This window comes from Undibacterium sp. WLHG33 (genome assembly GCF_049544815.1).
GTDB lineage: Bacteria > Pseudomonadota > Gammaproteobacteria > Burkholderiales > Burkholderiaceae_D > Undibacterium.
In genome coordinates, this window is record NZ_CP186697.1 from 506,866 (window position 1) to 531,694 (window position 24,829).

Here is a 24,829-nt window from a genome sequence, read left to right on the forward strand (position 1 = left end):
ATGACGGCTCTGACAGCGGGATATAAATGATTGCTGCGACCGGCATTAGGCGGATCTCGAAAAACTTCATACTCATTGACAGCAGGCTTTACAATGACTGGTCATAACACCCCAAAACAATAATCGATTTGAAGAGACAAAATAATGGATATCCTGACGCATAAAGAAAATGGCATTCTGACGATTAACTTCAATCGCCCTGAAAAGAAAAATGCGATTACCGCGGCAATGTATCAGGCGATGGCCGATGCATTGCGTGACGCCGAGAGCGACAATGCTGTGCGAGCAATTCTGATTACCGGCAAACCAGAAATTTTTACTGCCGGTAACGATCTTGAAGATTTCATGAAAAATGCCTCTTCTCTCGCTTCTTCAGAAGCAGTACCTCCTGTTTATCAGTTTATGCAGGCACTGAATGAATCTTCGAAGCCGGTAATTGCAGCTGTTTCTGGCGCCGCAGTCGGCATCGGTACAACCTTGCTGATGCATTGTGATCTGATTTATCTCGCCGATAATGCGAAGTTGTCCATGCCATTCACGCAATTAGGTTTATGCCCGGAATTCGCTTCCAGTATGATTTTCCAGAAAATCGTCGGCTATCAGCGCGCTGCTGAAAAATTGATGTTGGGCGAACCGTTTAGCGCGCAAGAAGCGCTGGAGATGGGATTTGTCAACAAAGTGGTGCCACTGGAAGAGTTGTTACCGTATGCGCAGCAAGTCGCTGCAAAAATTGTGGCCTTACCTGCGGCGTCGATACGTGTTACTAAACGTCTGATGAAAGCAAACCAGCCTGCCGAAGTGAGTGCAAAAATGCTGGAAGAGAATAAGCATTTTGCTGCGATGTTACATGGCCCTGAAGCCAGGGAAGCATTTATGGCATTTTTTCAGAAACGCAAACCAGATTTCAGTCAGTTCAACTGATAGCAGAATCAATTGTTTATCTGGCGTCGTAAAGTGCCACAGAAGCTGAGATTTTTGTCGAAGTAGTTGAATTTGTTTAATCAAGCGGCGGCTTTATTGCTGCCGTTTTGTTTTACCAGCAGACGTTGACCGGTCATCGAATTAGTTTTACACCAGGTCACAAATGATAAATCTGCGCAAAACGCTCGTTCTGACAACTCTTTTTGCTGTGAGCGCCCTGGCTAGACTTAATATTAAATTGCACTAGAGATGCAAGGAAAGGTGGTATACCGCAATGAAATTTGTAATGTGCTTGTTGGGTAGTTTGCTGTTTTGTCTCCCATCGCACGCCCAAGTAGGTCAGGGGCATGAGCTTGCACCGGATGTACTCGAAAGATGCTTCCAATTGCAGAACACTACCGTTACGAATGAGCCTGTCGGAACGATTGTGCGGACACGTTCACTAAACCTGAGTGCCCAGAAGCCACGCGATGACATTTATGAAGTGCGGATGATCTCTAGTCTTTCGAATGGACAGTTGATATTTTTGGGCGTGCCACACGTTACATCGCCGGATCGCAGTCTTTTCAACTTAATCGAAAGCACCTTCGATAAAGAGAAACCCAGCGAGTCATACATAGAGGTCAATGACGTGTCCTACTTGCGCAAGTTGCCGGAAGAAAAGGAGTCCGTCATCGCAACTCGCGGAGAGCCGAGCTACCTCGGATTTATAGCGAGGGAGCGTAGCGTTACCGTACTTCCTTTAGAACCTCGCGATACTGAACTGTATTTAAATCTACGCAAGTACTTTTCCGCGGATCAGATCATACTCACATTGGTTCTACGCGAGGCTCAGCTCGTAAGAGATCGACACAAGGCCTCAGGCGAGAGACTCGAGTATGCGACGTTCGAAAAGCTTAGGATGTGGAATCAAATCGCCAGGGAATTGGATGATGTTGTCTCAATTAAAAACATTCTCGACCTGACTGTCGCAGTTAGAAAGATTTGGCCTGACTTCGATTGGCGTCAAACGCCAGCGACTTGGTTTAATCCCTTGCTATCATCGGAAGACACTGGCGGTCGATTTACGAACGAAATCATAAGACGTGAGAAAGCATTCAGAGATTTTCACTATGCACAACTACTTTTGTCGAAAGTAGCTGAAGGGGAGACAGTGATAGCACTTGCTGGCCGCAACCATGCATATTCAATCGCTTCGGGATATAAATGTCTACTTACTTCTGAGAAGTAGTTGTGTTTTCAAGGGGGGCAAGTGGTGTCGTCTCGTCAGTCAATAGAAATTCGAACCTTGGACAATGTCATCTTCGTCGTCACCTTGAGAGCGCCACAACATGCTGCCAGACGTTGTGTCCATTCCTATGCGATTCACGCACATTCCATTTGCAAAGCGAGTCTCGGAATTGGACGAGGCGACGAACGCAGTTTGAATCTATATTAAGCAACTACTGATACGCACTGGGTAACAAATTATTATTCGGTGATACAGAACTAATCGTAAGTTGGCTTTTTTTATAGCAATTAATCTCAACTTTTGTGCCAATTTACGGATCAAAAAACCTGTTCATCTCAATGAGCAGGTTTTTTGTTTTGTGCTTACATTTTGTCGGTAAAGAACTGTATGCCAGTGCGCTTGACCAGTTCTTCGTAGGTAATCGGTTTTCCCGCTTTTGTGTTGTCGATGTTCTCAACCCAGTACGCCCATCTTTTATTTTCTGACGGGTCGTAGACTAGTTTGAACAGATATTTGGGTACCCAGACTTTATTCTCACCTATCGTTGCAGGCTTCGTTTCAAATACCGGGCCGGTCAGAACGTAGATATCACCACGGGCGCGCATTGCATATTTACGTGTCGCATTTTCTATCGATGCCCAGGTTTTTCTATTGTTTTCCGGCGCTTGCGGAACCATATTCGCGAGAGAAAAACTCTGTGCCATGGCTTCCGGTGTTGCCATATTTCCAGCTGGCGCCATGTGGCCACGATCATAGCCGGAGTTCTTGTAATCGCTTAGTTCAGCGCGTTCGGCGCGCGGCAGACGGGCATCGGCGAAGAAGCGATTTGTTCGCTCATTTCCTTTTGCCTCAGTGATGGTCTGCCGGTTGATTTTTTCTGCGACATAAACGGGTGTATGGCTTTTGGCAGAATGCAGGATCGCGAACGATGAATAGCACAATGCACGTGTATTGAGTTCGGCTTCACGTGGAATAACCGGAATCTGACCTTTAGCAAAAAACTGGCGACATTCTGAAAATGGCGGGGCGGCAAAACTGGCAGACGACGATAGCACTAACGCTAACGCGAAAATAAACTTTTTGAACATGAATTTTATGCGCGAAAATCAAAAGAAAAACAGGTACTGAAAACCGCAACTCATACAACCACGCGGCCATCAGCAAAGCGGGAGAGTGAAGCGAAGAAGAAAGTGCAGCAGCACATTTCCGACACGAATTTTAACGGCAACAAATCTCAGTTGTGTTTATTTATTTGCTTCCGTGCAGTAGAGTTGCACTACCGAACATTGGTTTGCTCACTATTTAATCAGGTGCTGCTATTCGTAAGGTGTGTGCTGGCGAGGCGTATGCCACTAACACCCCGATCATTTTTCAGGGAAGTTTCATCGATGAAGATCAGAGTCAAATTGCCAAAACCACGCAATCCTTTGGCTGTATTAGTGAAACAGCGTAAAGGCGGGGCGCATGGCGCATCTCAACCGGCGCGGGCAGAGCGGCGAAAGTACAAACAACGCCTGCATGGCGTGTTATCCGGTCGGTCCGGTGGGGATGACACCGACTGATTTTTTTTGGGGGAGCCGATGTTTACGTTTATTTTTTTTTAGACAGTAACGGCGCGTTGCGGGCTGAATGCACCAATAATCCAATCAGGCTCACCGTCGCAAACGCTGCACCGGTGTAAAAGGTGAAAGTAGAACCCAGCTTATCCCACAAAAGGCCCGCGACCACGCTGGCAAGTAATAATGCGATGCCACTGACCAGATTGAAAAAGCCAAATGCCGTGCCGCGTAAATCAGATGGGGCGCTGGAGGCAACCATACTCGCCAGCAGGCCTTGCGTCATTCCCATATGTATGCCCCAGAGCGTGATGCCAGCTAACAATCCGCTCCAGCCCTGGCTGTATCCGAGTATCAGGTCAGAGGCAATCAGTATGACTAATCCGCCAGCAAGCATATGGCGATGAGAGATGTGGTCTGACAATTTACCAAATGGATAAGCTGTCGCCGCATAGACGAGGTTCATGGCGACCATCACAAGTGGTACCAGTGCGACAGGAACGGATAATTGTTGTGCCCGTAAGATCAGAAATGCTTCGCTGAATCGGGCGAGCGTAAACAAACATCCGAGAGAAACCACCCACCAGTACTCCCGCCCCATCCGTTTCAGATTGTGCTTGCTGAGCGGATTGCCAAGACTGGTTTGTGGTCTGGTATCCGGCTCTTGCACGCCGACAAACAGCAGCAACATTGCACCCATCCCCGGTATCACTGCAAGCCAGAAAATATGGCGGTAATCGTTTGCCCATAACAGCATCAGCGCCGTAGCCAGCAGCGGCCCTGCGACGGCACCTATCGTATCGAGTGACTGTCGTAAGCCAAAGGCTTGGCCACGGATTTCTGCCGGCGTAATATCCGTAATGAGTGCATCGCGCGGAGCGCCACGGATACCTTTGCCGGCGCGGTCGAGAAGGCGGGCGGTTAACAGCAGCCCCATCCCCTGCGAAAGTGCGAACAGAGGCTTAGAGAAGGCACTGATCCCATAGCCAAACACCGCCAGCATTTTGCGTTTTCCGAGACGATCACTGAGTGCACCCGAAAATACTTTAACCAGCAAGGTCGTTGATTCGGCGATACCGTCAATCACGCCTACCACAAACACACTGATCCCCAGGGTTCCGACCATAAACATCGGCAGCAGGCTATGTATCATTTCCGAAGAAATATCCATCAGCATGCTGACGAAACCGAGTATCCAGATACTTCTGGGAATTTTGGGACGTGTCATAAGTGTTAAGCGAAAATCATCTGCGCCTATGGCGATAAATGCAGGAATTTAATTTATCTGAAACTGATCTGGTCAGTACTGATCATTTTCCCGCATTACGTGCTGTTTGTCGCAGAGTTTCCAGCGTGGCACCCGGGGTGATCAGATTGCCGTCGTAACGCAGTTCGATCAGAGCCGGTAACTGGTGATCGTGCGTATGCTGTAGCGCGCGTTCCAGCGCCGGCCCGAATTCAGCTGTCGTCAGGACGGTTTCTCCGCTCGCACCATAAGCGCGGGCCAGTGCGGCAAAATCAGGATTGTGTAATTCAGTGCCGGACACCCGCCCCGGAAATTCACGTTCCTGATGCATGCGTATAGTGCCGTACATGCCATTGTTAAACACGATGATGACGATACCGGCGCGGTATTGCACGGCAGTCGCGAGTTCCTGACCATTCATCATGTATTCCCCATCACCCGCAAATGTGATCACGCAACGTTCCGGTGCGATGAGTTTGGCCGCGATGCCGGATGGCACGCTGTAACCCATCGCGCCCGACGTTGGTGCCAGCTGGGTGCGCAGCCCGGCATAACGGAAGTAGCGATGAGCCCAGGTTGCGTAATTACCTGCGCCATTGGTGATGATGCTGTCAGCCGGTGCCAGACGCATGATGTCCTGCACCACTTGCCACAGATTGAGCGGCGCATTTTCTTTGGCAAAAATGGCGGGTTCTTGCTGCCAGGCGTGCAGTTCTGCTTTGGCTTCCGCCACGCGGTGCTGCCAGCGGACGGCGTTTTTTATCTTGCCCTGTTTGCTCAGTTCCGACAGTGCATGCGTGAATTCCTTCATGCCGCTGTTGATCATCAGCGGCGCCTGATACACGCGCCCCAGTTCCAGCGCATCGCTGTGTACATGTACCAGAGTTTGTTTTGGTACTGGTGCTTCGAGCAGGGTATAGCCACCAGTCGTCATTTCACCCAGACGAGGGCCGATCGCGATCACGAGATCGGCTTGTTGTATGCGTTGTGCCAGTTGTGGGTTGATGCCGATGCCGACATCACCGATGTAGTTAGGATGCGCATTGTCGATTAAATCCTGAAAACGGAAAGCACAGGCTACCGGCAAATGATTCAGTTCCGCGAATTCCCGCAGTTGCGTGCAGGCGGTCTGATCCCAGCCGCTGCCACCCAGAATCAGCACGGGACGCTCAGCCGCCTCCAGCATGCTGCGCAGCTGGCTCAGTTGTGTTGGCGAAGGGTAAGCCTGTACCGGCGCGTAATGCCGGGTATCCGCTACTGATGCCGTTTGTGCCAGCATATCTTCCGGCAGTGCCAGTACTACCGGGCCGGGGCGGCCGCTGGTGGCAACCTGGAAGGCGCGCGCGATGTATTCGGGTACACGGTCGGCGCGATCTATCTGTGCGACCCATTTCGCCATAGGACCGAACATACGGCGGTAATCGATTTCCTGAAACGCTTCGCGCTCAACAAAATCATTGCCAACCTGACCGACGAACAGGATCATCGGCGTCGAATCCTGATACGCGGTATGCACGCCTATCGAGGCATTGGTGGCACCCGGCCCGCGCGTCACAAAACAGATACCGGGCTTGCTTGTCATCTTGCCATAAGCATCGGCCATAAATGCCGCGCCGCCTTCCTGGCGGTTAATGATGAAGTCTATCGGGCTGTCATGCAGCGCATTGAGTACTGGCAGGTAACTTTCGCCGGGAACACCAAAAATAGTATCGACACCGTGGATTTGCAACGCATCGACAATTAACTGACCACCGCTACGAGATTTCAACATGACAGTAATAGCTAAAAAAGGAAAAACCATACGCTAACAGAAAGCTTGCCGAATTTGCAGCGCTATTGACGCGTCACAACGAATTGCGAACGATTTGTGGATGAGTAGAGTAGAATAGCGCCCGAAGCAGGCCAGACAATCGCTGGTCGCCATAGCAATATGGTGACGGGAGGAAGGTCCGGACTCCACAGAGCAGGGTGACGGCTAACGGCCGTACGTTGAAAGCCGCAAGGTATAAGACGAGGAATAGGGCCACAGAGACGAGCGTATTCAGTTACGGTGAAACGCGGTAACCTCCACCCGGAGCAATTTCAAATAGGCACGCGTTGAGGTGGCTCGCGGAGCGTGCGGGTAGAAAGCTTGAGCGGCGGAGCAATCCGTCGCCTAGAGGAATGATTGTCATAGCGCGATACAGCAATGTAAAGCGCCGTAACAGAATCCGGCCTACCGGCCTGCTTTACTTAATTCTACACAGGGCCATACAGCGTGGAGATCTTCATTTCTGAGGATCTGATCTGGCAGGGTTTCAACTCAGTTCAGAACATACGTCTTCAAACCGGTATCCGATTGCACATCTGTTTGTTGTAAATCGGATCAATTCAAAAAACTGGTGTTAAACTCACTTGCGGCAATACAATTCTGTATATATTCCGCCGCTATGCTGACTCGTCATAGCTGATATTTCTGTCTGCTCATTGCAAACACCAGTTCTGAATACCGATTAACGATAAATCATTCCAGACTCATGGAAAACAGAGGCAAAAAAAAAGAACGAATTATTCCCCTGAAGATATTTGCCGTCTGCACTTGTCTGATTCTTGCGGTCGTTGTTTTGCAGAGTTGGTGGACTGTTAAAGAGGATAAAAATCTGACTTTATCCGATGCCGAGCAGGATAGCTATTTCACCGTCCGTATTCTTGAAGAACATGCCAATCGTGCATTCAGTGAAGTGGTTCAGTTCACAGACTCGATCAGCGAACAGATCGCAAATTATCCTTCTGACAAAGGCTTGCGGGAAAAAGCGTTTTATGAGGTTCTGTCGAATCAACGCCATCATTCTCAGTTAGTGACTACCGTTTCACTGTTTGATGTGAAGGGACATCATCTCACTTCTGAATTTCTTGATCAGCGGCTGGCGCAGCTACCCTCATCATCTCAGATCTCGCCGCAGTTGCATGTGGTTTCGCTGATCAATAATCCCACTGATACGCAGTTGCGAGTGGGCGCAGTCGTCAAGCTTACAGGTTCTGATCAGTGGGTCTTGCCGGTGGCAAAAAATGTGATCGCACCCAATGGTGAGCGGGTTTGCATCATTGAAGTGCAAATGCGACTTAATTATTTACAAGAATTTTATGAGTTAGTCGCACGCGGCAGCGTGGCATCGGTGTCACTTCATGACGCCAGCGGAAACGTTCTGATCGGAGCACCGGCTGATAACTATATTCTGAACCGCAGCCTGAATCAGCAAGCTCTGTTGTCGGCGATCGCCGGTCAATCCCGGGAAGGATCACTCTATGGCGGTGCCATTCAGGATGGGAATGCAGAATTTCTTTATACCTACCGGAAAGTCGATGGATTTCCGCTGACGCTGTTATATGCACGTAGTGTTGAGAATATCCTGTCTGACTGGAAGAACAGGGTCAGACACAAAATGCTGTACACATCTGTGACACTGATTCTTATCCTCGCCCTGACATGGCTTTTGTTGAGACAGGTGCAACAGTTGAATCATACCCGCCTCAGAATTGAGGCAAGTGAAGAGAGATACCGGTTGCTGTTCAGCGGTTCGGAAGATGCGATTCTGCTGATGAGTCAGGATCATATCTATGTCGATTGTAATCCCGCGGCGGTCCGCCTGTTTGGCGTCAGCGGCAGCGCTGACATCGTTGGTCATAAAGCGGATGAGTTTTCATCGATGAGGCAATCGATACCGGGCATGTCACAAACTGACAACGATAGCTTGGTTGATCAACTGATACAACGTGCTTTTGATGGTTTTTCGCAGCGCTTTGAATCGATCATAGAGAGAAACGGAGCTACCCTGTATACCGAAGTAACGCTCAGTCTGGTAGAGCTGAACGGCGAGCGGCTGTTGCTCTGCACCGAGCGGGATATCAGCGCCCAGAAATATTCAGAGCAATTGCTGGAAGCGCAGAATCACCTGCTGCAACTGATCGGAGCAAACGAGGATCCGCTGTTTATCCTGAGCTCGGTTTGTGATTTTGTCGAAAAATTGCGCCCGTTCTGGTGTGTAGGAATTCAATTACTGGCAGATGATCAGAGAACTTTTATTCAAAGTGTCGGACAGGGATTTCCGGATGTATTGTCCGATCAGATAGTCGATATGCCAGTTACTCATGGCAGTGGTATCTGGAGCGAAGCGGTACTCGTTGCCTGTCCTGTGCAGCTCAATAATTTTCAACAGGCACCGTCGATGCAGTTTGTCAATGGTCTGGAAACCCTGGGGAAACTGAACTCAGGCAGTGCCTGGCCACTGATGGATAAACATGGTCATATATTAGGCAGCTTCACAGTGTTGCTGTCGGATTCGCAAAAATTAAGCGATGACGACATGAGTCTGATTGGCATCATGATCGAGATCGCGACGATTGCCATTGAAGGCCGACGTTCCGAGAAAAAAATACTTCAGCTGGCACACTATGACGAGCTGACGGGCTTGCCCAACCGGTTTTTATACCATCAGCATCTGGCCAAGGCGCTGGCGCTGGCGGAGCGGAATAGTTGTCAGCTTGCGGTACTCTTTCTTGATCTGGACCGGTTTAAAAACATCAACGATACCTTTGGTCACGATGAAGGTGATCGTGTGTTGCGTAGTATCTCGCAGCGTTTCCGGCAGGCTTTGAGAGAGTCCGACATTATTGCCAGAGTTGGCGGTGATGAATTTATTCTGCTCGTCGATCAGTTCAGTGATCCGCGTGATCTGGGCGATATCGCAGACAAGCTGTTATTTGAGGCATCGCAACCATTTGAAATCCATGGTCAGGAATGTCAGCTGAGTGCAAGTATCGGCATTGCTACTTTCCCCGCCGACGGGCACGACGCTCAGACATTGCTAAAAAATGCGGATATCGCGATGTACAGGGCAAAAAACAAGGGTAAGGATAATTACCAGTTTTATGCGTCTGAAATGAATACACACACAATTGAGCAACTGGCATTTGAGGCTCGTTTGCGTAAGGCCCTGGAGAGACTGGAATTTGTTGTTTACTATCAACCGAAGATTTCACTGCAGACCGGGAAAATTGTTGGCGCTGAGGCATTGGTGCGCTGGGATCATCCGGAGCGCGGAATTCTGTATCCCGGTGACTTTATTGCGTTGGCAGAAGAAACCGGATTAATCAGTCGTCTGGGAATGCTGGTGCTCGATGTCGCCTGCCGTGATGTGTTGAGTTTCCGTCAGATTGATGCTGATTTTGGGCGGATTGCGATTAATTTATCAGGCTCTCAGTTTAACGATCCTCAACTGCTTGATGAAATCAAGGGGATCATCGATTTCTGGCGAGTACCCGCCGACGCTATTGAATTTGAGATCACTGAAAGCATGGTGATGCATAACCGCGAACAGGCAATAGTGCTGATGGATGGTTTCAGGTCAGCGGGCTTCAGCCTCTCGATTGATGACTTCGGTACCGGTTATTCTTCGCTTGCTTATCTGAAGCGCTTTCCAGTGGATAGTGTGAAGGTGGACCGATCGTTTATCAAAGATATTCCGGAAGATCCTAATGATACGGCGATCGTATTGGCGATCGTCGCGATGGCGCACACTCTAGGACTGAAAGTGATAGCAGAAGGAGTGGATGCTCACACTCAACTGGCAACGCTGCGTGACTTTAAGTGTGATGAGTACCAAGGCTTTTATTTCAGCAAGGCGGTTCCCGCAAAAGAATTTTTGCATCTGCTGCAAACGCAGACTGCTTAATTCCAGCTTTGCGTTTGTCGCAAACAGTGCCATTTTTCATTCCCGTCTATTTCTGTCGTAAGCAATGTCGTGAGATATCGGCAAACATGACGACAAGTTCCTCAAAATTAACTTAAAGCATGCACTTCTGCAGTTTTCTCTGGCCTTAATTCTGTCTCGTCTGACAAGCTACTTTCAATATCCTTCGTAACTCATTCATTTTATTCAGTTATTTGAATAAAACTACTTTTGCAATAGTTGCGCTAAGTCATTGACTTCATTAAAGAAAGTGCTGTTTTTATGAGTAATTTCACTTGACCACGTTGATAGCATCCTCTAAAGTGGGAAACAGTGTGAAAAAGTGTAATTTTGTGGGGTAAATTCCCATTTTTCATTTATCTTCACAAAATCAGTCATATCAATCCTTGTCCAGGTAAAGGTAAAAGCGTGTTCCAGGGTCCATCCGCACTCAATCTCGATGCGAAAGGCAGAATGTCAATTCCTGCCCGCTATCGTGATGCCCTGAGCGAGCAATTCGAGGGGCGTATCACGCTGACCCGCCATCCTGACGGATGTCTGTTGCTGTTTCCGCGCCCGACGTGGGAATCTCATCGTGAGCAGATTGCTGCCTGGCCGATACAGGCGCGTGACTGGAAACGTATCTTTCTGGGAAATGCTTCTGATGTCGATATGGATAGTGCCGGTCGTATTTTGCTGGCACCGGAACTGCGTAATGCGGTAGGTATTCAGCGCGACATCATGATGCTGGGTATGGGCAGCCATTTTGAAATATGGGATGCCGGTAAGCTCGCCGAAAATGAAGCTAACGCGAAAGCGGCTGGTGCGCCAGATGTCTTAAACAACTTTACATTCTGATCGCGGGCAATGACGACACAGCAGGCGACAGAATACACGCATACAACGGTACTCCTGAATGAGGCCGTGGATGCACTCGGCATATCCGGTGACCGCGCAAACGGAGTTTATGTTGATGGTACTTTCGGACGTGGCGGACACAGTCGTCTGATTCTGCAACAACTGGGCCCTCAGGGGCGTCTGATCGCTTTTGATAAAGATGTACAGGCGATTGCTTGTGCGGCACAGATCAATGATCCCCGCTTTCATATCGTGCATGACAGTTTTGCGGCAATGACAACTGCGCTAGAACAGCTAGGCGTCAGCAAAGTCGACGGTATTCTGATGGATCTGGGTATCTCTTCACCCCAAGTCGATGATGCTAGCCGGGGTTTTAGTTTCCGTTCAGATGGGCCGCTTGATATGCGTATGGATACCAGCCGCGGAATGTCCGCCGCTGAATGGCTGGCAATTGCAGAAGAAGAAAAAATCAGGGAGGTGATAAAAAATTATGGGGAAGAACGGTTTGCTTTTCAGATTGCAAAGGCGATTGTTGCTCGCAGGCAAACGGACTCCATTACTGGAACCCGACAACTTGCCGAACTTGTCGCGAACGCCGTCAAAACTCGCGAGAAGGGCAAGGACCCGGCAACTCGCACCTTTCAGGCTATACGGATTTTCGTCAATAAAGAGCTTGAAGATCTCGAGATAGGTCTTGATGCCGCTTACGTGGCTCTGGCGCCTTTCGGCCGTATGTCTGTCATCAGTTTTCATTCTCTGGAAGACCGGATAGTGAAGCAGTTTTTTGCCTCTAAAGTGAAGGTGGAGCAGCCGGATCGGCGCTTGCCTATCCGTCAGGTTGATTTGCCGCAGGCAAAAATGCGCTTGCTGGACCGGATCAAGCCTTCCGAAGCCGAGGTTGCCGTGAATCCCCGTGCACGTTCCGCGATCCTGCGTGTTGCCGAGCGTTTGCCGGAGGTGCTCAAATGATCACGCGTGTGAATGTTATTCTTGCGGTGGCGCTGATTACCTGTGCTTTGTCCCTGATCAATTCTCAGTATCAGGCACGGCGCCTGTTTATTGAGCTGGAGCGCGAGCAAAGCCTGAGCAAACAATATGAATTGCAATGGACGCAATTGAAACTGGATCAATCCACTTTCGGTAAACACTCGCGGATTGAGGAAACAGCGAGCAAGGAACTGAGCATGGTGCCGGTCACGCCGGCGCGCACCCAATATCTGAAAGCGGTGGAGCTGAAATGAGCCGCGCAGGGAACATGTCACGTACAGCTGCTTCGCGCGGCGTTTCATTTTCCTCCAATCCTGTGTTGGAAGTGAAATTGCCTATCTGGCGTTCCCGGCTGGTGTTGTTTTTATTATTCGGTGCTTTTTTTGCGCTGATCGCGAGGGCGTTGTGGTTGCAGGGAATGACGACGGATTTTCTGCAGAAGCAGGGAGCCAATCGTTATGCGCGCACTTTGGAATTACCTGCAACCCGCGGAAAAATTACTGACCGTAACGGTCAGGTTCTGGCATCGTCTGTGCCCGTGAAAGCGATATGGGCGATTCCCGATGATGTTCTGGAAGCACCTAAAGAAAAGATCCGGCAACTCGCAGCCTTACTCGATATGAGTGAGGCTGAGTTACGTAAGAAACTTGATTCCGATCGCCAGTTTGTGTATTTGAAGCGGCAGGTAGAACCACAGATATCCGACAAAATTCAGGCACTTGCTATTCCTGGTGTTGAAACCCGCAAAGAGTACAAGCGTTTTTATCCCGAAGGTGAAGTCATGGCGCACGTCGTCGGTTTTACCAATGTGGAAGATGTCGGGCAGGAAGGAATAGAGCTTGCCTCGGAAAAAAATCTCGCAGGTAAGACAGGTAGTCGTCGCGTTATCAAGGATCGACTTGGACGTATCGTCGAAGATATTCGCGCGGTTCGTGAGCCGCATGACGGTAAAGAGCTGACCTTGTCTCTCGATAGCAAAATTCAGTATATCGCTTATACCCACTTAAAAGATGCAGTGGAAAAACACAAGGCGAAAGCGGGAGGCGCCGTAGTACTGGACGTGCACACCGGAGAGGTCTTGGCTCTGGTGAACTTGCCCAGCTATAACCCGAATGACCGCTCGGTACTCACCGGCGCACAGTTGCGTAATCGTGTTATTACCGATACGTTCGAGCCGGGTTCGACCATGAAGCCCTTCACCGTTGCACTGGCGCTTGAGACCGGACGGGTTACTCCCGATACTGTATTTCAGACCGCCCCGGGATACATGACGATAGGCCCGGCTGTAATTCATGACGCCCATAAAGAATCGGTGCTGACCGTTGCTCAGATTATTCAAAAATCTTCGAATATCGGTGTCGCAAAAATGGCGTTGCAAATGCCACCGAAAGAAATGTGGGAATTGTTCACTACATTAGGGTTTGGTCAGCAGCCGAAAATTGGCTTTCCCGGCGCAGTTGCTGGTCGTTTGCGGAATTATAAAAATTGGCGGCCGATTGAGCAGGCGACGATGAGTTACGGCCATGGTCTCTCAGTGTCGCTATTACAGATGGCCCGTGCATACATGATCTTTGCTCGTAACGGTGACATGATACCGATCACCTTTCAAAAAACCAGCGAAGCGCCTGCAGGGCAGCGTGTTATTTCCGATAAAACGGCACAGCAATTACGCGCCATGATGGAATCGGTCACACAGCCGGGCGGTACCGCAACTCAGGCTCGCGTCCCTGGTTACCGCGTGGCCGGGAAAACTGGTACCGCACACAAGATAGAAGGCGGTCGCTACGTCAATAAATACGTCGGCGACTTCATCGGTTTTGCTCCTGTATCCAATCCACGCGTCATCGTTGCTGTGATGATTGATGAACCAAGCACTGGCGGTCATTTCGGCGGTATTGTCGCCGCTCCGGTTTTTGCTGCTATCACCGCGAATGTATTGCGCTCCATGAACGTACCGCCTGATTCATCTGTCACCAGCATCATTCCTGACAACAGCGTGCAGGAGAGCATGTAATGACCAATAAAAAAATATCCATTAACGAAATTGTTAACTGGCTGCGGCAAGTCGCACCAGATGCACAGTTGTGCTCAAATTCGGCAAAAATCATTACTGGCGATGTGTTTTTTGCTGCCCGTACGCATCATGGCGATGGCCGTCAATATATTGCAGATGCCGTTGCCCGCGGAGCCGTTGCGATCGTGTATGACGCAGCTGATGACGACACATTTGTGTGGGATGAGCAAATTTCAGTTCCTCATTTTTCCGTGCCGGATTTATCGCCGCAACTTGGTCTGATTGCGAACGAGTGGTATCACAATCCTGACCGGAGTATGTTCAGCGTGGCAGTTACCGGTACCAATGGCAAGACTTCTTGCAGTCAATGGCTGGCAAAAGCGCTCTCGATGGAAAAGTGTGACACCGCAGTAATAGGCACTCTGGGTACCGGTGTTTATCGCAATGGTGTATTGGGACAGTTATCGGAAACAGGCTTTACAACGCCGGATGCGATCAGTTTGCAGCGCACGCTTTCTGAGATGCAGAAAAATGGTGCGGAGGCGCTGGCGATAGAAGCGTCGTCCATCGGTCTCGATCAGGGACGGCTGAATGGCTTGCATATTGACATTGCTTTATTCACGAATCTGACCCGAGATCACCTTGATTACCACGGTGATATGGATGCCTATGCAGCAGCCAAACAAATTTTATTTGACTGGAATGGTCTGACGACCGCCGTCATCAATCTTGATGACGGTTTCGGGATGCATCTGTTAAGCCATTTACAGCAGACGCGGCCAGATATCAATCTGATGGCTTACAGCCTAGAAAAAACAGCTTACGAAGGTGCTTCTTTACTCAGTGCCAGTCATCTGAAGACCACGCATGCAGGAACCAGTTTTCATCTCGAGTCGCCGTTTGGCTCTGCTCTCGTGAAAACACAATTAATCGGGCGGTTTAATGTCAGCAATATTCTTGGTGTACTCGCCGTTCTTTTGAGTAAAGGAATTCCTTTACTCAAAGCGGTCGCACTGATAGAAAAATTGCCGCCGGTGCCCGGGCGCATGCAACTGGCCGGTACTGCCGGACATGTCATGGTCGTGATTGATTACGCCCACACACCGGATGCCCTTGAAAAGACTCTTGAAGCGTTGCGCCTCGTCGCGGATGAGCGCGGTGGACAGTTATGGTGTGTCTTTGGTTGTGGCGGTGATCGGGATCCGGGCAAGCGCCCACAGATGGGACGGATATCGGAGCAAGCGGATCACGTGATTGTCACCAGCGACAATCCGCGCAGCGAAGATCCTGCTCTCATCATCGGGCAGATTGTGGCTGGGATGAGCACAACTCCGCATGTCATTGAAGATCGTGCTAATGCAATCCTGTATGCGATCAAACACGCTGCCGACCAGGATGTGGTACTGCTGGCGGGTAAAGGGCATGAAGCCTATCAGGATATCAATGGTAAGAAATGGCCATTTTCAGATGAAGAGCATGCTGCGCTTGCGCTGGCAACCGTGGCAACCAGCGGCAACATGAAGAGAGGTAGCTGATGCATTTTACTCTTCAACAATTACAACCAGTGCTGACATCCGCGCTCATGACAGCGGACGCAGCGGTGACAGGTTTAACTACCGACAGCCGCAAAATTAAGGCGGGGGATTTGTTTGTTGCCTTGCGTGGTGAAAATTTTGATGCCCACGATTTTCTGGCGCAGGTTGCCAATTCAGGCGCAGTCGCCGTCGTGGCAGAACGGATCCCGGAACATTTTGCATTACCTGCACTCATCGTGCCGGATACCAAACTGGCATTAGCTGAGATCGGCCGATACTGGCGACAACAGTTTATGTTGCCGGTAATTGGTGTGACGGGTAGTAACGGTAAAACGACCGTTAAAGAAATGATTTCATCGATTCAGAGCGTGGCTTTTGGTGTCGAATGTCGTTTAGCGACCAGTGGCAATCTGAATAATGAAATCGGCGTACCGCTGACTATCCTTGGTCTCACCCCATCGCACCGGGCTGCAGTGATAGAAATGGGCATGAATCATCCCGGGGAAATTGCCTTGCTGGCCTCAGTTGCTTTACCGACAGTCGTCTTGGTTAATAACGCCCAGCGTGAACATCAGGAGTTTATGCAGACGGTCAAAGCTGTCGCTGAAGAAAATGGTGCAGCTATAAGAGCGCTGCCAGATGACGGTGTTGCTGTTGTTCCTGCAGAAGATGAATATTGTTCGTTGTGGCAGCAATATGCGGCAGAACGCGGACAACGTAAAGTTATTCGCTTTGGATTAAACAGCAATGCCGAAGTCCATGCCAGTTTTGTGGCGACCCCGTTCGGCAGTGAAGTCAACATGCATATAGCAGGCCGCCCATCTGAGGTTCATTTGCAGGCAGCCGGTCAGCACAATGTCTTGAATGCGCTCGCCGCCGCTGCGTGCTGCCACGCGATAGGAATTTCTGACGAATTCATCGTTGCTGGTCTGGAGAATTTCAGCCCGGTGAATGGTCGTTTGCAGCGTAAGCAAGCCAGTTGTGGCGCGATGGTGATTGACGATACCTACAATGCCAATCCGGATTCTGTCCGTGCCGCAATCGACGTGCTGACGCAGATCGGCGGCGCTACTGTTCTGGTACTGGGAGACATGGGTGAAGTGGGCGAAAACGGTGCTCAGTTTCATAAAGAGATCGGCGAATATGCCAAAGCTCAGGGTATTACAGAGCTTTATTTACTTGGTGATTTGGTCGCCCATACTGCAAAGGCTTATGCCGGGGCACACTATTTCACCGATATACAGGATTTATTCAAAGCCTTAGACAACAGTATTCATCAGGAAAAGACGGTATTGGTCAAAGGCTCACGTTTCATGAAAATGGAACGCGTTGTCAGCCATTTGTTGGCGGCGGATGACGGTACTTCAACACAACAAAAAATAACAGGAACTCATTAGCATGTTGCTCTGGTTGGCAGAAATTTTTAAACAGGATCTGGGGCTGCTACGCGTCTTCGGTTTTATCACGTTCCGCGCAGTATTTGCGACCATGACCGCACTGGCGATCGGCATTTTTGCCGGGCCGGCGGTGATTCGTATGCTGACTCGTATGAAAGTTGGTCAGGCTGTGCGCTCATATGGGATGGAAACCCATTTGGTGAAGTCCGGTACGCCAACGATGGGTGGTGTGCTCATTTTGATTTCGATCGCGGTTTCTACGCTGCTCTGGTCTGATCTCAGTAATCGCTTTATCTGGGTTGTGCTGATCGTGACGCTGGGCTACGGCGCCGTCGGCTGGGTTGATGATTATCGTAAGGTCGTCTACAAAGATCCGGAAGGCATGCGTTCGCGCGAAAAATATTTCTGGCAATCACTGATCGGTATTGCTGCTGCGTTTTATCTCGCGTTCTCGGTATCTGCACCAAGTAATTCCAAGATTCTTGAGCTGCTGTTTGCATGGGTGCAATCGGGGTTCAGTATGGATTTACCACCGAAGGCAGATTTGATTGTGCCATTTTTTAAATCGATCAGTTATCCACTCGGCGTCTGGGGTTTTATCGCACTCACGTATTGCGTGATCGTTGGCACCAGTAATGCAGTGAATTTCACGGATGGACTCGATGGCTTGGCCATTATGCCCGTGATTATGGTCGGTACAGCATTAGGTTTGTTTGCCTATCTGTCCGGTCATATCGGTTACTCGAAGTATTTGTTGATTCCGCATATCCCGGGAGCCGGCGAATTACTGATTTTCTGCGGCGCGATGACCGGTGCCGGTCTCGCATTCCTGTGGTTTAACGCTCACCCGGCTCAGGTGTTTATGGGCGACGTCGGTGCACTGGCTCTGGGGGGGGCGCTTGGCACGCTGGCGGTAATCGTCAGACAGGAAATCGTTCTGTTCATTATGGGCGGTATTTTTGTGGCGGAAACACTGTCGATTATTTTGCAAGTGTCTTACTTCAAATTTACAAAAAAGCGCTTTGGTGAAGGTCGCCGTTTATTTTTGATGGCACCGCTGCATCATCATTTCGAGAAAAAAGGCTGGAAGGAAACGCAGGTGGTTGTACGTTTCTGGATCATCACGATGTTGCTGGTACTGGTTGGCTTATCTTCACTGAAGTTACGCTGAAGTCTGATTTTTATTTTGTCTGGCAGAAGTAAGGGTTTATGAATTTTTCTGAAAAACACGTATTAGTCCTGGGACTGGGAGAATCCGGTCTCGCAATGGCTCGCTGGTTGTTGCGTGCCGGGGCTCGTTTGCGTGTAGCGGATACCCGCTCTGCACCGGAACGTTTAACGGCGTTACGCGCGCTGAACGATCAGATCGAATTCATTGCCGGTGAATTTTCAGCAGAGTTGCTGAACGATATCGATTTCGTCGCCGTCAGCCCAGGCCTCGCGCCCGCGCGTGAATTGCGGGACATCATTCCTGCGGCAAAGGCTAAGAATATCCCGTTGTGGGGAGAGATAGAGTTATTTGCTCAGGCCCTGTCCAGCCTGAAAGAAGAGCGGGCTTATCAGCCGAAAGTCATTGCGATTACGGGAACGAATGGCAAAACGACAGTGACCAGTCTGGTTGGCTTATTGTGTGAACGCGCTGGTTTTTCAACCCGTGTCGCAGGCAACATTAGCCCCGCTGTTCTCGACGTGTTGTGTGAGGTGATTGAGCAGGATGCATTACCTCAGGTATGGGTGCTGGAATTATCCAGTTTTCAGTTGCACACCACATTCAGTCTGAATGCGGATGTTGCTACCGTGCTCAATATCACTCAGGATCATCTCGACTGGCACGGCAGTATGCAAGCCTATTGTGCAGATAAAGCACGGATTTTCGGTGAGACGACGATACAGGTTCTGAATCGTGATGACGCTTTAGTGATGAGCATGCTGAAACCGCAATCAACAGCCATTAGTTTTGGTGTCGATGCGCCTGAGCATATCGGTGATCTTGGCCTCTTGAGTGAACATGGTATGGGGTGGCTGGCGGTATCGGTTCCGGCAGAAGATGTTCCTGTCGTTACCACTCGCCGCAAGAAAAAAGACGCAGAAGAAATCCCGGGCCTGATCACACGTCTGATGCCAACTGATGCATTGCAGATCCGCGGTCAGCACAATGCCGCGAACGCGCTTGCTGCACTGGCATTATGCCGTGGCATCGGCCTGTCATTTGCGCCTTTACTGCACGGCTTACGTGAGTATAAGGGTGAGCCTCATCGTGTCGAACTCATCAATACTGTTGGCGGTGTTGATTACATTGATGACAGTAAGGGAACGAATGTCGGCGCAACTGTCGCCGCCTTAAAAGGCTTGGGACAGCAGACAGACGGATTCGACAAACGCATCATTCTGATTGCCGGTGGTGAGGGAAAAGGACAAGACTTTTCTCCACTGGCAGATGTGGTCGGACGATATGCAAAGAGTCTGCTGCTGATTGGTAAAGCGAAGGACGAGATTCGTCAGGCAACTTCTACAGCGCAGGTAGCGACTCAGGAATTTAACAGCCTCGAACTTGCGGTGCAGGCAGCGGCAGATGTTGCAAAAGAGGGCGATATTGTTTTGCTGTCTCCAGCCTGTGCAAGTCTGGACATGTTCCGTAACTATGCGCACCGGTCCGAGGTTTTTGCTGCGGCGGTACGAGAAGTAGCATTATCTCGCGGGGAGATTTGCTGATGAAGCAATTGCTCCTGCCATTACAGAAGTGGCTTCCATTTTCGGCTCCGGGTCCGGAGACGCAACTGGTGAATCGCTCGAAAATGATGAACTATGATCAGCCATTGGTATGGGTGACCATGATACTGATGTTGTTCGGTATGGTTATGGTGTACTCGGCATCCATTTCTCTGCCGGATTCGCCTAAATATGCGAGCTATAAAAATTCGCACTTCCTTGTACGCCAGGCGATGTTTGTTCTGGTCTCGGTGATTGCGGCGGCACTGGTATTTCGTATGCCAGTGCTGACATGGCAAAAACTGGCACCGTATCTGTTTGTGTTTACCTTGATTCTGCTTGTTGCTGTTTTGATTCCCGGTCTCGGGAAGGGCGTGAACGGCGCGAAGCGCTGGCTGTCATTTAAGGTATTTAATTTGCAGCCGTCGGAATTCATGAAGTTATTTATGGTGCTGTATGCCGCTGACTATACGGTGCGCAAGCAGGAATACATGCACAAGCTGACCAAAGGCTTTGTTCCTATGCTGGCAGCAGTGGGCGTGGTCGGCTTGTTGTTACTGCTGGAGCCAGATCTTGGTGCCTTCGGTGTGATTGTCTGTATTGCGATGGGCATACTTTTTCTGGGCGGGATCAATGGTATCTGGTTCGGTGGTATCGCCGCTACGCTGGTCGGCATTTTTACGATGGTGATTCTGCTTTCGCCTTGGCGTCGCGAACGTATCTTTGCGTATCTAAGTCCGTTTGATGATGATCACGCGCTTGGCAAAGCTTATCAGCTGACGCATTCGCTGATTGCATTCGGGCGTGGTGAATTGTTTGGTGTCGGTTTGGGTGCGAGCGTTGAAAAATTACATTATCTTCCCGAGGCACATACGGATTTTCTGTTAGCTGTGATCGGTGAAGAACTGGGTTTTGTCGGCGTCACTGCAGTCGTTTTATTGTTTTATTGGATTATTAAACGCGCATTTGAAATTGGCCGGCAAGCGATTGCGCTGGATCAGACATTCGCCGGTCTGACCGCGAAGGGCATTGGCATCTGGATTGGCGTGCAGGCATTTATCAATATGGGTGTGAATCTTGGCTTATTGCCAACCAAAGGTCTGACGTTGCCGTTGATGAGCTACGGCGGTTCCGGAGTGTTAATTAATTGTGTGGGGCTGGCTATTTTGTTGCGGGTCGATTACGAAAATCGAGTTTTGATGCGTGGAGGCCGTTTATGACTTCAGCCTCTCCGAAAAAACTCATGATTATGGCCGCAGGTACTGGCGGTCATATTTTCCCAGGACTGGCGATTGCAGAATTGATGCAGCAACGCGGCTGGGAAGTCTCCTGGCTGGGAACCATGACTGGCATGGAGTGCCAGATTGTTCCTAAACATCATATTCCTATGGATAGTCTGGACTTCACCGGACTGCGAGGCAAAGGCTGGAAACACAGCGTAACAGGGGCTTTCAAACTGATCGCCAGCTTCTTTCATTGCGGACGTATTTTCAGTCAGCGTCGTCCTGATGTCGTGCTTGGCATGGGCGGCTATGTGACGGTACCCGGCGGTGTGGTCGCCGCCTTGCGCGGTACGCCGTTGGTACTGATGAATGCTGATGCTGCATTGTTATTGTCGAATAAAGCGCTGAAGCCCTTTGCCAGAAAACTGCTATTTGGTCTGCCGTCTGAGAATTTATCTGTCGATCAAAAAACTGCATTGACTGGTAATCCTGTGCGTCAGGAAATTACGGCATTACCTGCCCCCGTAACGCGTTATGTCCAGCGTACAGGTGCTTTACGTATTCTGGTTGTCGGCGGTAGCCTGGGTGCCAAAGTGTTGAATGATTGCCTGCCAAAAGCACTGGCATTGATGTCTGAAACGCAGCGCCCGATGGTTACTCATCAATCCGGTAAACAAAATATTGATGCTTTGCGTGAGAACTATGCAAAAGCCGGCGTGCAGGCCGAGATCCTCGATTTTATTGATGATATGCCGCGGCGTTATGCCGAGGCAGATCTGGTGATTTGCCGCGCCGGCGCGATTACCGTATCGGAGTTAACAGCCGCTGGTGTTGCCAGCATACTCGTGCCTTTTATGGCTTCCAGTACGTCGCATCAAAAAGAAAATGCTACCTGGATGGCACAGCAGCAGGCAGCAGTTTATCTGCCTCAGTCGGAGATGACGCCGGCGCTGTTGGCTGAAAAATTACAGGCGCTTGATCGCCATCAATGTTTGCAGATGGCAGAGAAGGCGTATGCACTCGGTCAGCGTGAGGCGAATGCCAACATTGCAAAAATTCTGGAAACATTAGCATGAAACATAAAGTTAAACATATTCACTTTGTCGGTATCGGCGGCTCGGGTATGAGCGGTATCGCTGAAGTATTGCTCAATCTCGGATACACCATTTCAGGTTCAGATCTGAGTAGTAACTCTGCATCACAGCGTCTCGCAAGTCTCGGTGCGGACGTGAAGATCGGGCATGCGGCGGAAAATATTGAAGGTGCTGATGCGGTTGTGACATCAACGGCAGTGAAAGCAGATAACCCGGAAGTGATCGCTGCAAGAGCAAAGCACATTCCTATCGTGCCACGTGCGCTGATGCTGGCTGAGCTGATGCGCCTGAAAAGTGGTATTGCGATCGCCGGCACACATGGAAAAACAACGACGACCAGCCTGGTGGCGAGCGTGCTGGCACAAGGTGGTTTCGATCCTACTTTTGTGATTGGCGGCAGACTCAACAGTGCTGGAGCAAACGCAAAATTAGGAAGTGGTGATTTTATTGTTGCTGAGGCGGACGAGTCAGATGCTTCGTTTCTGAATTTGTTACCGGTGATGGAAGTCATCACGAATATCGACGCAGATCATATGGAAACCTATGGACATGATTTTGCGCGACTGAAACAAGCCTTCATCGAATTCACACAGCGACTGCCATTTTACGGGGTTGCGGTGTTGTGTGTGGATGATTCGAATGTCCGTGAAATCATGCCGTTCATTTCCAAGCCGGTTGTTACCTACGGTTTCCGTGAAGACGCTGATGTCCGTGCGATAGACGCGATCGCTGCCGATGGCAAGATGCATTTCACGGTGGTGCAGGACGGTTATGCTGATATGCGAGTGAGTTTAAATCAGCCTGGTATGCATAACGTTCAGAACGCATGCGCTGCGATTGCGATCGCGCGTGAAGTCGGTGTTGCTGATGAAGCGACACAAAAAGCGTTGAGCGAATTTAATGGTGTGGGTCGTCGCTTTACCCGTTATGGCGAGATCGCGCTGACTGGTGGTGGCAGCTTCGCCCTGGTTGACGACTACGGACATCATCCCGTCGAAATGGCGGCTACTCTGGCGGCCGCACGCGGCGCTTATCCCGGACGCCGTTTAGTTCTGGCATTTCAACCGCACCGCTATACCCGGACGCGCGATTTGTTTGAAGATTTTGTCAAAGTCATTTCTACTGCCGACGTCGCCGTATTGGCGGAAGTGTATGCCGCTGGCGAAGCGCCGATACTCGCCGCTGACGGGCGCTCACTGGCACGCGCCTTACGGGTGATGGGAAAAATAGAACCGGTATTCGTTGAGGAAATTCAAGAGATGCCCGATAGCTTGTTGCACGTCCTGAAAGATGGAGACGTGTTGATTGTGATGGGTGCAGGATCGATCAGTGCAGTGCCGGCAAAACTGGCACAGGCAAAATAAATAAAGTGATACAAAATCATGAGCGAATTTGATTACAAATCTTTGGGTAAAGTCGGCGTGTTGTTTGGCGGGCGTTCTGCCGAACACGATGTCTCCATTATGTCCGGTAACGGAGTGCTGGCAGCGCTGAAAACTAAAGGCATTGATGCATACGCCTTCGATCCTTCGCAACGTAGTATTGCAGAATTAGCGGCCGAAAAATTTGACCGTGTGTTTATCGCTTTGCATGGCCGGTATGGCGAAGACGGCAGTATGCAGGGCGTACTGGAACAATTAAATATTCCTTATACCGGCAGTGGCGTAATGGCATCGGCGATTGCCATGGATAAAATTTTTACCAAACGTATCTGGCAAACGCACGGCATCAGTACGCCGGGCTATGCCGTGTTGAATAGTCAGTCTGACCTGACCAAGATTGCGCAAAACCTCGGACTGCCACTGATCATGAAGCCGCCACACGAGGGCTCGACGATAGGGATTACTAAAGTCAGTACTGCGACGGAAATGCAGCAGGCGTACACACTTGCCGCACAGTTTGATGAAGTGGTGCTGGCAGAGGAGTTTATTGAAGGACGTGAATTCACCGTTGCCGTGCTCGGAAGAGGAGAACAGGCCTATGCACTGCCCATCATTGAAATCGTTGCGCCGGACGGTAACTACGATTATCAGAATAAATATTTCACTGACGATACGCAATACTTGTGCCCGGCTCCGCTGGATGCTGCACTGACGGCATCGATCCAGCAAATGGCAGTTGAAGCATATCGTGCGCTGGATTGTGAAGGCTGGGCAAGGATAGACGTGCTGGTGCGCAATTCGGATCAGCGTCCGTTTTTGCTGGAGATTAATACCTCACCAGGCATGACAGGACATTCATTGGTACCGATGGCAGCCAAAGCGACCGGGATGAGTTACGAAGATCTGTGCGTTGAAATTTTAAAGACAGCGCGCTTGAAAATCCGTACTGAAACGAAGTAAAGAAGGAA

General features: G+C 50.0%; 19 protein-coding genes and 1 other RNA gene. 17 read left to right on the top strand and 3 right to left on the bottom strand.

Annotation, left to right across the window (positions count from 1 at the left end; genetic code table 11):
• Positions 1 to 144: 144 nt before the first annotated feature.
• The gene (locus ACOTSW_RS02330; RefSeq protein ID WP_423680786.1) at positions 145 to 921 is read left to right on the top strand and encodes an enoyl-CoA hydratase; all 777 of its coding nucleotides are present in this window, start codon (positions 145 to 147) and stop codon (positions 919 to 921) included.
• A 274-nt stretch (positions 922 to 1,195) separates the two neighbouring features.
• Positions 1,196 to 2,152, top strand: coding sequence for a hypothetical protein (locus tag ACOTSW_RS02335; RefSeq protein ID WP_423680787.1), 957 nt, complete (start codon positions 1,196 to 1,198; stop codon positions 2,150 to 2,152).
• Positions 2,153 to 2,514: 362 nt separating this feature from the next.
• Here ACOTSW_RS02335 and ACOTSW_RS02340 read toward each other — a convergent pair whose 3' ends face one another.
• Positions 2,515 to 3,240: a DNA/RNA non-specific endonuclease gene (locus ACOTSW_RS02340; RefSeq protein ID WP_423680788.1), complete on the bottom strand. Its 726-nt coding sequence runs from the start codon at positions 3,238 to 3,240 to the stop codon at positions 2,515 to 2,517.
• A gap of 300 nt (positions 3,241 to 3,540) precedes the next feature.
• Between ACOTSW_RS02340 and ACOTSW_RS02345 the strand changes: the two genes are divergently transcribed.
• The gene (locus tag ACOTSW_RS02345) at positions 3,541 to 3,714 is read left to right on the top strand and encodes a hypothetical protein (protein ID WP_186884767.1); all 174 of its coding nucleotides are present in this window, start codon (positions 3,541 to 3,543) and stop codon (positions 3,712 to 3,714) included.
• A gap of 28 nt (positions 3,715 to 3,742) precedes the next feature.
• Here the strand turns inward: ACOTSW_RS02345 and ACOTSW_RS02350 are convergent, their stop codons facing one another.
• Together ACOTSW_RS02350 and ACOTSW_RS02355 are read right to left on the bottom strand one after the other, a co-directional pair.
• Positions 3,743 to 4,936 (bottom strand): MFS transporter, encoded by a 1,194-nt coding sequence (locus ACOTSW_RS02350; protein WP_423680789.1) that lies wholly within the window; start codon positions 4,934 to 4,936, stop codon positions 3,743 to 3,745.
• Positions 4,937 to 5,018: 82 nt separating this feature from the next.
• Entirely contained in the window at positions 5,019 to 6,725 is a 1,707-nt protein-coding gene (locus ACOTSW_RS02355) for a thiamine pyrophosphate-binding protein (protein WP_423680790.1), read from the bottom strand.
• 123 nt (positions 6,726 to 6,848) lie between these two features.
• On the opposite strand from ACOTSW_RS02355, the gene rnpB reads away from it, so the two are divergent.
• The 14 genes from rnpB to ACOTSW_RS02425 all read left to right on the top strand — a co-directional run bounded on the left by rnpB (position 6,849) and on the right by ACOTSW_RS02425 (position 24,821).
• Positions 6,849 to 7,188, top strand: an RNA gene (gene rnpB, locus ACOTSW_RS02360) — RNase P RNA component class A.
• Positions 7,189 to 7,470: 282 nt separating this feature from the next.
• A complete protein-coding gene (locus tag ACOTSW_RS02365) occupies positions 7,471 to 10,665 on the top strand; it encodes an EAL domain-containing protein (protein ID WP_423680791.1) in 3,195 nt (1,064 codons plus the stop codon).
• A gap of 426 nt (positions 10,666 to 11,091) precedes the next feature.
• Positions 11,092 to 11,520, top strand: coding sequence for a division/cell wall cluster transcriptional repressor MraZ (gene mraZ / locus ACOTSW_RS02370; RefSeq protein ID WP_423680793.1), 429 nt, complete (start codon positions 11,092 to 11,094; stop codon positions 11,518 to 11,520).
• A 9-nt stretch (positions 11,521 to 11,529) separates the two neighbouring features.
• A complete protein-coding gene (gene rsmH / locus ACOTSW_RS02375) occupies positions 11,530 to 12,489 on the top strand; it encodes a 16S rRNA (cytosine(1402)-N(4))-methyltransferase RsmH (protein WP_423680794.1) in 960 nt (319 codons plus the stop codon).
• The gene (gene ftsL, locus ACOTSW_RS02380) at positions 12,486 to 12,761 is read left to right on the top strand and encodes a cell division protein FtsL (RefSeq protein ID WP_423680795.1); all 276 of its coding nucleotides are present in this window, start codon (positions 12,486 to 12,488) and stop codon (positions 12,759 to 12,761) included. Before rsmH ends, ftsL begins: the two co-directional genes overlap by 4 nt.
• The gene (locus ACOTSW_RS02385; RefSeq protein WP_423680797.1) at positions 12,758 to 14,521 is read left to right on the top strand and encodes a peptidoglycan D,D-transpeptidase FtsI family protein; all 1,764 of its coding nucleotides are present in this window, start codon (positions 12,758 to 12,760) and stop codon (positions 14,519 to 14,521) included. The genes ftsL and ACOTSW_RS02385 overlap by 4 nt, the downstream gene beginning before the upstream one ends.
• Positions 14,521 to 16,056, top strand: a complete 1,536-nt coding sequence (locus ACOTSW_RS02390; RefSeq protein ID WP_423680798.1) for a UDP-N-acetylmuramoyl-L-alanyl-D-glutamate--2,6-diaminopimelate ligase — start codon at positions 14,521 to 14,523, stop codon at positions 16,054 to 16,056. Before ACOTSW_RS02385 ends, ACOTSW_RS02390 begins: the two co-directional genes overlap by 1 nt.
• Positions 16,056 to 17,453: a UDP-N-acetylmuramoyl-tripeptide--D-alanyl-D-alanine ligase gene (locus tag ACOTSW_RS02395; protein WP_423680799.1), complete on the top strand. Its 1,398-nt coding sequence runs from the start codon at positions 16,056 to 16,058 to the stop codon at positions 17,451 to 17,453. Before ACOTSW_RS02390 ends, ACOTSW_RS02395 begins: the two co-directional genes overlap by 1 nt.
• A gap of 1 nt (position 17,454) precedes the next feature.
• Positions 17,455 to 18,624, top strand: coding sequence for a phospho-N-acetylmuramoyl-pentapeptide-transferase (gene mraY, locus ACOTSW_RS02400; protein WP_423680801.1), 1,170 nt, complete (start codon positions 17,455 to 17,457; stop codon positions 18,622 to 18,624).
• Positions 18,625 to 18,662: 38 nt separating this feature from the next.
• Entirely contained in the window at positions 18,663 to 20,165 is a 1,503-nt protein-coding gene (gene murD / locus ACOTSW_RS02405) for a UDP-N-acetylmuramoyl-L-alanine--D-glutamate ligase (RefSeq protein WP_423680802.1), read from the top strand.
• An 83-nt stretch (positions 20,166 to 20,248) separates the two neighbouring features.
• Positions 20,249 to 21,382 carry a putative lipid II flippase FtsW gene (gene ftsW, locus ACOTSW_RS02410; RefSeq protein WP_423682237.1) on the top strand — a complete coding sequence of 378 codons (1,134 nt, stop codon included), beginning with the start codon at positions 20,249 to 20,251 and terminating at the stop codon, positions 21,380 to 21,382.
• Positions 21,379 to 22,461, top strand: coding sequence for an undecaprenyldiphospho-muramoylpentapeptide beta-N-acetylglucosaminyltransferase (gene murG, locus ACOTSW_RS02415; RefSeq protein WP_423680803.1), 1,083 nt, complete (start codon positions 21,379 to 21,381; stop codon positions 22,459 to 22,461). Before ftsW ends, murG begins: the two co-directional genes overlap by 4 nt.
• Complete coding sequence (gene murC, locus ACOTSW_RS02420) at positions 22,458 to 23,843, top strand: UDP-N-acetylmuramate--L-alanine ligase (protein WP_423680805.1); 1,386 nt, start codon at positions 22,458 to 22,460, stop codon at positions 23,841 to 23,843. Before murG ends, murC begins: the two co-directional genes overlap by 4 nt.
• A gap of 18 nt (positions 23,844 to 23,861) precedes the next feature.
• Positions 23,862 to 24,821: a D-alanine--D-alanine ligase gene (locus ACOTSW_RS02425; protein WP_423680806.1), complete on the top strand. Its 960-nt coding sequence runs from the start codon at positions 23,862 to 23,864 to the stop codon at positions 24,819 to 24,821.
• The last annotated feature ends 8 nt before the right edge of the window (positions 24,822 to 24,829 follow it).

Excerpts from the sequence above, each read along its gene's own strand:
- ACOTSW_RS02340 (WP_423680788.1), bottom strand. The coding sequence starts at position 3,240 with ATGTTCAAAAAGTTTATTTTCGCGTTAGCGTTAGTGCTATCGTCGTCT.
- ACOTSW_RS02385 (WP_423680797.1), top strand. The coding sequence starts at position 12,758 with ATGAGCCGCGCAGGGAACATGTCACGTACAGCTGCTTCGCGCGGCGTT.
- ACOTSW_RS02330 (WP_423680786.1), top strand. The coding sequence starts at position 145 with ATGGATATCCTGACGCATAAAGAAAATGGCATTCTGACGATTAACTTC.
- ACOTSW_RS02350 (WP_423680789.1), bottom strand. The coding sequence starts at position 4,936 with ATGACACGTCCCAAAATTCCCAGAAGTATCTGGATACTCGGTTTCGTC.
- ACOTSW_RS02345 (WP_186884767.1), top strand. The coding sequence starts at position 3,541 with ATGAAGATCAGAGTCAAATTGCCAAAACCACGCAATCCTTTGGCTGTA.
- murG (WP_423680803.1), top strand. The coding sequence starts at position 21,379 with ATGACTTCAGCCTCTCCGAAAAAACTCATGATTATGGCCGCAGGTACT.
- ACOTSW_RS02335 (WP_423680787.1), top strand. The coding sequence starts at position 1,196 with ATGAAATTTGTAATGTGCTTGTTGGGTAGTTTGCTGTTTTGTCTCCCA.
- mraY (WP_423680801.1), top strand. The coding sequence starts at position 17,455 with ATGTTGCTCTGGTTGGCAGAAATTTTTAAACAGGATCTGGGGCTGCTA.
- murD (WP_423680802.1), top strand. The coding sequence starts at position 18,663 with ATGAATTTTTCTGAAAAACACGTATTAGTCCTGGGACTGGGAGAATCC.
- rsmH (WP_423680794.1), top strand. The coding sequence starts at position 11,530 with ATGACGACACAGCAGGCGACAGAATACACGCATACAACGGTACTCCTG.
- ACOTSW_RS02355 (WP_423680790.1), bottom strand. The coding sequence starts at position 6,725 with ATGTTGAAATCTCGTAGCGGTGGTCAGTTAATTGTCGATGCGTTGCAA.
- ftsW (WP_423682237.1), top strand. The coding sequence starts at position 20,249 with ATGATGAACTATGATCAGCCATTGGTATGGGTGACCATGATACTGATG.
- ACOTSW_RS02425 (WP_423680806.1), top strand. The coding sequence starts at position 23,862 with ATGAGCGAATTTGATTACAAATCTTTGGGTAAAGTCGGCGTGTTGTTT.
- ACOTSW_RS02395 (WP_423680799.1), top strand. The coding sequence starts at position 16,056 with ATGCATTTTACTCTTCAACAATTACAACCAGTGCTGACATCCGCGCTC.
- ACOTSW_RS02365 (WP_423680791.1), top strand. The coding sequence starts at position 7,471 with ATGGAAAACAGAGGCAAAAAAAAAGAACGAATTATTCCCCTGAAGATA.
- ACOTSW_RS02390 (WP_423680798.1), top strand. The coding sequence starts at position 14,521 with ATGACCAATAAAAAAATATCCATTAACGAAATTGTTAACTGGCTGCGG.
- ftsL (WP_423680795.1), top strand. The coding sequence starts at position 12,486 with ATGATCACGCGTGTGAATGTTATTCTTGCGGTGGCGCTGATTACCTGT.
- murC (WP_423680805.1), top strand. The coding sequence starts at position 22,458 with ATGAAACATAAAGTTAAACATATTCACTTTGTCGGTATCGGCGGCTCG.